The organism is Nitrobacter sp. (assembly GCF_051535215.1).
Lineage (GTDB): Bacteria > Pseudomonadota > Alphaproteobacteria > Rhizobiales > Xanthobacteraceae > Nitrobacter.
Genome location: NZ_JBPPLY010000023.1, coordinates 24,999 through 34,943, shown reverse-complemented (window position 1 = coordinate 34,943; position 9,945 = coordinate 24,999). Strand labels below are relative to the sequence as shown.

Sequence of the window (9,945 nt, the reverse complement as noted above, 5' to 3'; positions counted from 1 at the left end):
ACGATCCGCTGTTCGGCAAGGGCGTGATCCGGATCGACGGCCGCGCGATTCATCCGGCGTTCCTGTTCGAGGTCAAGACGCCGGCGGAGTCCAAGGGCCCGTGGGATCTCTACAAGCTGGTCGGCACGACGCCGGGAGACCAGGCGTTCCGGCCGCTGTCGGAAAGCAAGTGCTCGCTGGTCAAGCATTGACGCTGCGGGCGCTCCGGCGGCGTCGAGCCGCCGGGGCGCCATTGCCCACGGATAAAATTCACGAATGGATCGAAGGGCAGGAGCAACATGTCGATCAATCTGCAGGCCCTCTCCGCGCAGCTTCTGGTCGGGCTGATCAACGGTTCGTTCTATGCGCTGCTGAGCCTCGGTCTGGCCGTGATCTTCGGCATGCTCAACATCATCAATTTCGCGCATGGTGCGGTCTACATGATGGGCGCGTTCTGCGCCTATTTCCTGCTTAACGTCTTCGGCATCGGCTACTGGCCGGCGCTGATCCTCGCACCGGTTCTCGTGGGCATCTTCGGCATGCTCACGGAGCGGACCATGCTGAAGTGGCTGGCGGGGCTGGATCATCTGTATGGACTGCTGCTGACCTTCGGTCTCGCGCTGATTATTCAGGGCGTGTTCCAGAACTATTTCGGCTCCTCCGGTCTGCCCTATGCCATTCCGAGCGAATTGCAGGGCGGCATCAATCTCGGCTTCATGTTTCTGCCGATCTACCGCGCCTGGGTGATCGTATGTTCGCTGGTGGTCTGCATCGCCACCTGGTATCTGATCGAGCGGACCCGGCTCGGCGCCTACCTGCGCGCGGCAACGGAGAATCCGACGCTGGTGCGCGCATTCGGCATCAATGTGCCGCGCATGATTACATTGACATATGGATTGGGAGTCGGCCTTGCCGCGCTCGCCGGCGTATTGGCGGCGCCGATCAATCAGGTGCGGCCGCTGATGGGGGCGGACCTGATCATCGTGGTGTTCGCGGTGGTGGTGATCGGCGGCATGGGATCGATCATGGGATCGATCATCACTGGATTTGCGCTCGGCATCATCGAGGGACTGACGAAGTATTTTTATCCCGAGGCGTCCAATACCGTGGTTTTCGTGCTCATGGTTCTCGTGCTGCTGGTGAAGCCGACGGGATTGACGGGACGGGCGGTCTGACATGGCAGCATTGACCGACAAAACCGTTCGGACCTCAGGCCGTCGTCGCATCATCGGCGACGAGATGATCGTTTTCATCCTGATGACCGCCGTCCTGGCCATCGTGCCGACGACCGGGATCTACCCATACTTCGTGATGCAGGGGCTCTGCTTCGCGCTGCTCGCCTGCGCGTTCAATCTGCTGCTCGGCTACGGCGGCCTGTTGTCGTTCGGCCATGCGATGTTTCTCGGAACGGCCGGTTATATCTGCGCGCATGCGTTGAAAGTATGGGGTGTTCCGCCCGAACTGGGCATCGTCGCGGGCGTCGGCGCGGCGGCCCTTCTCAGCATCGTCACCGGTGTCGTCGCCATTCGCCGCCAAGGCATCTACTTCGCGATGATTACGCTGGCGCTCGCGCAGCTTCTTTATTTCATCTACCTGCAGACGCCGTTCACCCATGGCGAAGACGGCATCCAGGGAGTTCCGCAGGGAAAAATGTTCGGCGTCCTCGACCTGTCGCATCCGGACACCCTTTACTACGTCGTTCTGGGCGGCTTTCTGTTCGGCTTCCTGGCGATCTACCGTGCCATCAACTCGCCGTTCGGCGAAGTCTTGAAGGCGATCCGCGAGAACGAGCAGCGCGCGATATCCCTCGGCTACAAGACCGACCAGTACAAGCTTCTGGCTTACATCCTGTCGGGCACGCTTGCAGGGCTTGCCGGATCGCTCAAGGTGCTGGTGGCGCAGAACGCCTCGCTGACCGACGTGCACTGGACAATGTCGGGTGAAATCGTGCTGATGACGCTGGTGGGTGGCCTCGGAACGGTATTCGGCCCTGTGGTCGGCGCCTTTGCGATCATTGCCATGCAGCAGTATCTGGCCGGCTTCGGGCAATGGGTCACTGTGATCCAGGGCGTGATCTTCGTGGTCTGCGTGCTGACCTTCCGTCGCGGCGTAGTCGGCGAAATTGCGCATTATTTTAGGCGATCCCTGTAATTATCGCGCGATTGGCGCCCTTTGGGGCGTACAAACCGGTGGATCATCCCGCCGGTTGCGATGCCGATTGCCCACTTTCCCGGAAATGGTTTATGACACCTGGGCGCTCCGGACAGGCGGCCCGGTTCTCTGTCTTGCAAAGTGGAATGCAGCAATGCTGAGTTGGTTTCGGTTCTTTCTGCCGAAAGAGGAGCGTTTTTTTGACCTGTTCGCCCGCCATTCGCAGACGATTGTGCAGGGCGCGCATGCGCTTCAGGGAATGCTGAACGGCGGCGAGGAAACGCCGGTGTTCTGCCAGCGGGTCAGCCAGTTCGAGAACGACGCCGACGGCATCACGCGCGAGGTTTTGACCGCAGTCCGCAGGACCTTCATCACACCGTTCGACCGCGTGGACATCAAGAACCTGATCACCTCGATGGACGACGCCATCGATCAGATGCAACAGACCGCAAAGGCCGTGGTGCTGTTCGAGGTGCGGACCTTCGAGCCGCCGATGCGCGAGATCGGCGCGCTGCTCGTGGAATGCGCCAATCTGGTCGGCCGCGCGCTGCCGCTGCTCCAGTCGATCAGCAACAACGTCGCAATGCTGACGGCGATCACCGAGGAACTCGGCAAGCTGGAAGGCCGGGTCGACGATCTGCACGATATCGGCCTGAAGGAGCTTTTTCTGAAGCACCGCAACGCCAACGCGATGGACTTCATCGTCGGCGTCGAAATCTACGATCACCTGGAAAAGGTCGCCGATCGCTTCGACGACGTTGCCAACGAGATCAACAGCATCGTCATCGAGCAGGTATAGGGCAGGGCCGCGCTGTGGACGCCATGCTTGGTCTTCCGGTTCTGGTCGGACTGATCGCCGCTGCTCTGCTGTTCGATTTCCTGAACGGCTTGCATGACGCGGCGAATTCGATCGCCACCATTGTCTCGACACGGGTGCTGCGGCCGCAATATGCGGTGCTGTGGGCGGCGTTCTTCAATTTCGTTGCGTTTCTGGTGTTCGGCCTGCACGTCGCCAACACGATCGGAACGGGTATCATTGAGCCCAACGTGATCGACCCGCAGGTGATCTTCGCCGCGCTGGTCGGCGCCATGGTCTGGAATCTGGTCACCTGGGGGCTCGGAATTCCATCCAGCAGCTCGCATGCGCTGATCGGCGGCCTGCTCGGTGGCGGCATCGCCAAGGCGGGCTTCGCCGCAGCGGTTTGGGGCGGTCTGTCGAAGACGTTGATCGCGATCGTATTGTCGCCGCTGGTCGGTTTTCTGCTCGCTCTGGTGCTGGTCGGCATCGTTTCGTGGCTGTCGGTGCGTTCAACGCCTTTCGCGGTCGATCGCGCGTTCCGCACCCTGCAGTTTTTTTCCGCGTCGCTTTATTCGCTGGGCCACGGTGGCAACGATGCGCAGAAGACCATGGGCATCATCGCGGTGTTGCTGTATTCGCAAGGCTATCTCGGCGATCATTTCGTGATCCCGTTCTGGGTGGTGCTGGCGTGTCAGGCCGCGATGGCGTTGGGGACGCTGATGGGCGGCTGGCGGATCGTGCGGACGATGGGCCTTCGCATCACCAAGCTGACGCCGATGCAGGGTTTTTGCGCGGAGACCGGCGGCGCGGCGACGCTGTTCATGGCGACGTTCCTCGGCGTCCCGGTATCGACCACCCACACCATTACCGGCGCCATCGTTGGCGTCGGCGCGGCGCGGCGGTTGTCGGCGGTGCGCTGGAACGTCGCGAGCTCCATCGTCTATGCGTGGGTGATCACCATACCCGCATCGGCGCTGGTCGCCGCGGTAGCTTATTGGGTGGTGTCGTTCGTCAAGTAACGAGCTTCAGCCCGGCGATGCCGGCGACGATCAGACCGATGCAGAAAAGCCTCGCCATGGTCGCCGGATCGCCGAACAGCACAATCCCGAGGATCGCGGTTCCGACCGCGCCGATGCCGGTCCAGACCGCATAGGCGGTGCCGATCGGCAGCGTCTTGAGCACCAGCCCGAGCAGCGCTAGGCTCGCGGCCATGGCCGCCAGCGTCAGTAGCGAGGGCACCAGCCGCGTGAATCCGTCGGTGTATTTGAGACCGATCGCCCAGCCGACTTCCATCAATCCGGCGACGAACAGCATGAACCAGGCCATGACGAACCCTCCTTGAAAATACGGGCAGGGTCGTCCCCGCGGATACCAGAGCGTTTTCAAGCGAAGTGGATGCCGTTCGCGTGAAGAAAACGCGTCAGATAAAAACCTGCCCCGGTTCTACTTTATCAGAGCCGGGATTAGCTGGATGGAAGGTCGTCCTTCCGCGCATTATATGAGGCCGCGAGCGCTGGTTCGCAACCGCGCTTGATCGTGTAAATCCCCTTGATCCCGCCGGTTTTCCCTGCCACACGCTCGTTGATGTCCGACTTGGCCCTGCAGAATGAACCAGCCTCGCGTTCGCCGCTGGCGGCGGAAGTCGCGCGCCGGCGCACCTTCGCGATCATCTCGCACCCTGACGCCGGCAAGACCACGCTGACGGAAAAGCTCCTGCTGTTCGGCGGCGCCATCAATCTCGCCGGACAAGTGAAGGCGAAGGGTGAGCGGCGCAACACCCGGTCCGACTGGATGAAGATCGAGCGCGACCGTGGCATCTCGGTGGTCACCTCGGTGATGACCTTCGAGTTCGAAGGCAGGGTCTTCAACCTGTTGGACACGCCGGGTCACGAGGATTTTTCCGAAGACACCTATCGTACGCTGACCGCGGTGGATTCCGCGGTCATGGTGATCGACGCCGCCAAGGGCATCGAGGCGCGCACCCGGAAGCTGTTCGAGGTCTGCCGGCTGCGCGACATCCCGATCATCACCTTCATCAACAAGATGGACCGCGAGAGCCGCGACACCTTCGATCTCCTGGACGAGATCGAGAAGACGCTGGCGCTCGACACCACGCCGATGACCTGGCCGGTCGGGCGCGGGCGCGACTTTCTCGGCACCTACGACATCGCGACCGGCGGCATCCGCCTGCTCGAAGGCGGCGGAGCCAAGACCGGCGCGGCCGAACAGATCGACATCGCCGATCTCGCCGCGCGCAACGCCAATCTGAATGTCGACGAGATCAGGGACGAACTGGCGCTTGCGACCGAGGCCTGCAAGCCGTTCGACCTCGATGCGTTTCGCGAGGGACACCTGACGCCGGTCTATTTCGGCTCCGCGCTGCGCAATTTCGGCGTCGGCGACCTCCTGGAAGGGCTCGGCAGATTCGCTCCGCCGCCGCGCGCGCAGGAATCGAACCTGCGCAAGGTTGCTGCCGATGAATCGCGCATGACGGCCTTCGTGTTCAAGATCCAGGCCAACATGGATCCCAATCATCGCGATCGCATCGCCTTCGCCCGGCTCTGTTCCGGCAAGCTGACGCGCGGCATGAAGGCGAAGCTGGTGCGTACCGGCAAGCCGATGCCGCTGTCGTCGCCGCAATTTTTCTTCGCGCAGGATCGCGCGATCGCAGACGAAGCATTCGCAGGCGACGTGGTCGGCATTCCCAATCACGGCACGTTGCGGATCGGCGATACCCTGACCGAAGGGGAGGATGTCAATTTTGTCGGCGTGCCGTCCTTCGCGCCGGAAATCGTCCGCCGGGTCAGGCTTACGGATGCGATGAAGGCGAAGAAGCTGAAGGAAGCCCTGCAGCAGATGTCGGAGGAGGGCGTCGTGCAGGTCTTCCGCCCGCGCGACGGGGCGCCTGCGCTGGTCGGCGTCGTCGGCATGCTGCAACTCGATGTGCTGAAAGCGCGTCTCGATGCCGAATATTCGCTGCCGGTGGATTTCGAGGTCAGCGAGTTTCAACTGGCGCGCTGGATTTCATCGGAGGATCGCAAGAAACTCGATGCGTTCATCGCGGCGAACGGCTCCGGGGTCGCCGACGACGTGGATGGTGATCCGGTGTTTCTGGCCAAGAACGAATTCTATCTCGGTTACACGATGGAACGCGCCGAAGGCATTACGTTCTCCAGCGTCAAGGACGTGAAGAAGACCGCGTAAGGAGGAAAACGATGGGTTTGTTAGTCATGATTGCTGGCCTTGTTCTGTTTCTCGGCGTGCACCTCGCCGCGACGAAGCGCGATTTTCGTGCGCGGCTGGTCTCCTCCTATGGCGAAGGACCATACAAGATCGGGTTTTCGCTGATTTCGGCGGTTGGCGTCGCTCTGATCGTCTGGGGTTTTTTTCATTATCGCGCCACCGGCTGGATCGACGTCTGGCATCCGCCGCGCGTGATGAAGCACATCGCTGAAGCGCTGATCCTGCCCGCGATCATTCTGGTGGTGGCGTCGTATATTCGCGGCCGCATCTATGCCAAGCTGAAGCATCCGATGCTGGCCGGCGTGAAGCTATGGGCGACGGCGCATCTGCTCGCCAACGGAGATCTCGGCTCGATCATCCTGTTCGGTTCGATCCTGGCGTGGGCGGTGGTCGACCGCATCTCGCTGAAGCGCCGCGCCGATCCCGGCGGCCTGCCGATCCCGGTCGGCGGCGTTCGCAACGACGTGATCGCGGTCGTGGTCGGCGTCGTCCTCTATCTTGCGCTCGGCGCTCTCTTCCATCCTTACGTCGTCGGCGTTCCGGTCTTTGGAGCCTAGTACCGCCGATTTGAAATTCCTGCACCACTTGCAGCGGGTTCGTCTTGGGGAATTTCAAATCGAAAGCGGTACTAGAATCATAAGGTTGCTAGTACCCTTTGCTTTCCGAAGTTCGTTAAGGGGGTGTTGCGATGTCTCACGAACTTCGGAAAGTGGGTACTAGTGGAGCGAATTTGACATTCGCTACCCACATTGCAACAAAGTTCGAGAAGCGAATGTCAAATTCAAAGCTCCACTAGAAAATTAAATTTGCTAGTGGTCCTTTGATTCCCGCATTTGCACAGGGAACCGCTGGAACGGGATGCAAATGTTGGAATCGGACCACTAGTCATGTCAGTCCAGTCGGCCTTGAAGCGCAGGACAGCACCCGACATTCGCGCGCGCAAGAACGGCGACCCGATCGTGATGCTGACATCCTACCATGCGCATACCGCCGCGCTGGTCGACCGCTATTGCGACGTCATTCTGGTCGGCGACAGCCTCGGCAACGTGATGCACGGTTTCGAGACCACGGTGCCGGTCACGCTGGACATGATGATCCTCCAGGGCCGCGCGGTGATGCGCGGCTCGCAACAGGCGCTGGTGGTGGTGGACATGCCGTTCGGCTCCTACGAGGCCTCGAAGGAGCAGGCGTTTCATTCCGCCGCGCGGATTCTCAAGGAGACGCTCTGCGGTGCGGTGAAGCTCGAAGGCGGCGTGAAGATGGCGGAAACCATCGCCTTTCTCGCCGCCCGCGGCATTCCCGTGATGGGGCATGTCGGCCTGACGCCGCAGTCCATCAACACGCTGGGATCGTTTCGCGCGCAGGGACGCGAAGAGGGAACGTGGCAGCCGATCGAGGACGATGCGCGTGCCGTCGCGCAGGCCGGCGCGTTTTCGATGGTGATCGAGGCGGTGGCGGAGCCGCTGGCGCGCAAGATCACGAAGGAGGTGGCGATCCCGACCATCGGCATCGGCGCCAGCGCGGCCTGCGATGGCCAGGTGCTGGTGCTGGAGGACATGCTCGGTCTGTCGCCGCGTGCGCCGAAATTCGTCCGCCGCTATGGCGAACTCGGTCCCATGATCGAGGCTGCGATCGAGGACTATGCGCGCGATGTGCGCAGCCGCGCCTTTCCCGGTCCCGAACACGTTTATGCGATGAAGCCGAAAGGCTGAAAGCCTCAGCCTCAAGCCGACCGTTCTGGTGCTCGCTGCCACGCGGTCTCTGCATGATCGCCTGTGAACATATCTGCCCCCACCTTGGTTTTACGCGCGGCGGTGATACGAGAGGCGAACGACGTGATTCCATCAATCTTTAAGCTCGCTTGACTAGAATTTTCTGTTCCACGCAACTGTTGATAGAAATTTGCATCCGTGCGAAGTACGTTCGCCGCGTGCCGCGGTGCGTTCACCAAAACACACGCCCATAAAATGGCCGTGCCCTCGGAGCACACATGCGAATCGTTATTCTGATCCTCGCTCTCCTGAACTTCTGCGTCGTCACTTCATCTTCGGCGGATGATGCCGGTCCGGTTTTCGTTGATCAGGGTGCGGCTTGGGAGACTTCCAGCCGGACCGATTTCTACACGCGCGATCAAGGTTCGCGGCTCATCCCATTGGCGTGGCTCAAAGCTCTCAAGCAAGCTGATGGAGCGCCTTTCCTGTCCGACAGCTTGACAAGATACGGCTATTTGACAGGCCCCGATGCGGAACTGCCCGTGGGATTTTACGCGACTGGCCCGGCTGGCGCGAAGGTCGTCGGGATGACGTGCTCCGCCTGTCATACCCGTCAGATCAAGGTGGGAGAACGACTCTATCGCATCGATGGGGGACCGGCGCTCGTCGATTTCCAGGCGTTTCTGAGCGATCTCGATAAGTCGATGGCGCGGGCAACGTCAGACGATGCCGCGTTCCGGGCGTTTGCAGCGTCCGTACTTCAGACGGCGACTCCCGGCAGTGACAAGGTTGCCGCGCTGCGGAGCGACGTTGATGCATGGTACCTTCGCTATCACACCATCATCGATCGCTCGCTTTCCAATCCCGGATGGGGACTTGGACGCCTTGATGCGGTTGGCATGATCTTTAATCGAGTGACCGGGTTGGGTGTTGGCCCCGAGCCGTCATTCCTGATTCCGGAGAATATCCACCGGGCCGACGCGCCGGTGCGCTATCCTTTTCTCTGGAATGCACCAAAACAGGACAAGACGCAGTGGCCGGGCTTTGCGGATAACGGGAGCGATATCCTGGGACTCGCTCGAAACGTCGGCGAAGTGATGGGCGTGTTCGGCGATTATCAACCCACGCGCGACGGCCTGTTTATCGATTTTCTGAACAACAACTCGGTGAATTTCGACGGGCTGCAAAAGCTGGAGGATCTTGCGAAGAAGATCGGGCCGCCGAAATGGCCATGGTCCATCGATACCGTTTTGGCGGCCAAGGGCCAGGCGGTCTTTGAACGATCGACTGCTGATGGCGGCTGCCAGGAATGCCACAGTGAGAAACCTGGAAAAGCCCGTTTTCCATTCCAGCAGACCTGGGCAACGCCAATCCAGAACGTGGGGACGGACACGCGCGAATACGATATCTTGGGATGGACCGCCAGATCAGGAGTTCTGCAAGGCGCTTACATTCCGTTCGCGACAAAGCCTTTGAAGGAAACGGACCTCGCGTTCAATATTCTGGCAACCTCCGTGATCGGTACGATCGGAGAGCACGTCCTGAGCTTTGCGTCGGGATCGTCGCGACGGACGTTTAGCGCCATTGTCAAACCCGATATCGCGGCGAACGCTCCAGAACCTGTGGACGCGAATCGGCTTCCACCCGTTTTGCAGGACTTGCCGGGCGCATTCAGGTTTCCTGGCGCCGCTGCAACCCCCGAAATACGACGTCGGCTTGAGATGAACGTTGAAAGCCCCGCGCCCCCGAAAGGCGCCTATGAATCGCGGGTTCTCCACGGCATTTGGGCGACCGCCCCCTACCTGCATAATGGCTCGGTCGCAAGTCTTGCGGAATTGCTCAAGCCTGCGAGCCAGCGGCAGCAGCGCTTCGCGATCGGTCCCGAATATGATCTTGAAAACATCGGCATTGCTTCGAATCAGACTCAGGCAGGCAACGTTCGCGAAACTACCGGGTGTGACGATCTGAACTCCGGCAACAGCCATTGCGGTCATGAATTCGGGACGAGCCTGCCGGATGCTGACAAGAAAGCTCTTCTCGAATATCTGAAAACGCTTTGAT

9 protein-coding genes and 1 pseudogene are annotated in these 9,945 nt (G+C 60.7%); 9 read left to right on the top strand and 1 reads right to left on the bottom strand.

The features are described from left to right. The 5 genes and pseudogenes from ACS3WB_RS15245 to ACS3WB_RS15225 all read left to right on the top strand — a co-directional run. Positions 1–191: pseudogene (locus tag ACS3WB_RS15245) on the top strand (ABC transporter substrate-binding protein); the annotation flags it as partial. Between the two features lie 99 nt (positions 192–290). Beyond that, a complete protein-coding gene (locus tag ACS3WB_RS15240) occupies positions 291–1,154 on the top strand; it encodes a branched-chain amino acid ABC transporter permease (RefSeq protein WP_438276336.1) in 864 nt (287 codons plus the stop codon). Position 1,155: 1 nt separating this feature from the next. Then, positions 1,156–2,130 carry a branched-chain amino acid ABC transporter permease gene (locus ACS3WB_RS15235; protein ID WP_438276334.1) on the top strand — a complete coding sequence of 325 codons (975 nt, stop codon included), beginning with the start codon at positions 1,156–1,158 and terminating at the stop codon, positions 2,128–2,130. Positions 2,131–2,284: 154 nt separating this feature from the next. After that, positions 2,285–2,929 carry a DUF47 domain-containing protein gene (locus ACS3WB_RS15230; RefSeq protein WP_438276333.1) on the top strand — a complete coding sequence of 215 codons (645 nt, stop codon included), beginning with the start codon at positions 2,285–2,287 and terminating at the stop codon, positions 2,927–2,929. A 14-nt stretch (positions 2,930–2,943) separates the two neighbouring features. Further along, positions 2,944–3,948 carry an anion permease gene (locus ACS3WB_RS15225; protein WP_438276332.1) on the top strand — a complete coding sequence of 335 codons (1,005 nt, stop codon included), beginning with the start codon at positions 2,944–2,946 and terminating at the stop codon, positions 3,946–3,948. On the opposite strand, the gene sugE is transcribed toward ACS3WB_RS15225, so the two are convergent. Further along, a complete protein-coding gene (sugE, locus tag ACS3WB_RS15220; protein WP_438276331.1) occupies positions 3,941–4,255 on the bottom strand; it encodes a quaternary ammonium compound efflux SMR transporter SugE in 315 nt (104 codons plus the stop codon). The two genes, ACS3WB_RS15225 and sugE, sit on opposite strands and share 8 nt — an antisense overlap. Before the next feature lie 258 nt (positions 4,256–4,513). Here sugE and ACS3WB_RS15215 point away from each other — a divergent pair, with 258 nt between their 5' ends. From ACS3WB_RS15215 to ACS3WB_RS15200, 4 genes are all read left to right on the top strand, one after another. Further along, a complete protein-coding gene (locus tag ACS3WB_RS15215) occupies positions 4,514–6,133 on the top strand; it encodes a peptide chain release factor 3 (RefSeq protein ID WP_438276330.1) in 1,620 nt (539 codons plus the stop codon). A gap of 11 nt (positions 6,134–6,144) precedes the next feature. Further along, positions 6,145–6,729, top strand: a complete 585-nt coding sequence (locus tag ACS3WB_RS15210; protein ID WP_438276329.1) for an NnrU family protein — start codon at positions 6,145–6,147, stop codon at positions 6,727–6,729. 330 nt (positions 6,730–7,059) lie between these two features. After that, a complete protein-coding gene (panB, locus tag ACS3WB_RS15205) occupies positions 7,060–7,884 on the top strand; it encodes a 3-methyl-2-oxobutanoate hydroxymethyltransferase (RefSeq protein ID WP_438276328.1) in 825 nt (274 codons plus the stop codon). A 278-nt stretch (positions 7,885–8,162) separates the two neighbouring features. Continuing rightward, positions 8,163–9,944: a di-heme-cytochrome C peroxidase gene (locus ACS3WB_RS15200; protein ID WP_438276327.1), complete on the top strand. Its 1,782-nt coding sequence runs from the start codon at positions 8,163–8,165 to the stop codon at positions 9,942–9,944. Position 9,945 lies beyond the last annotated feature (1 nt).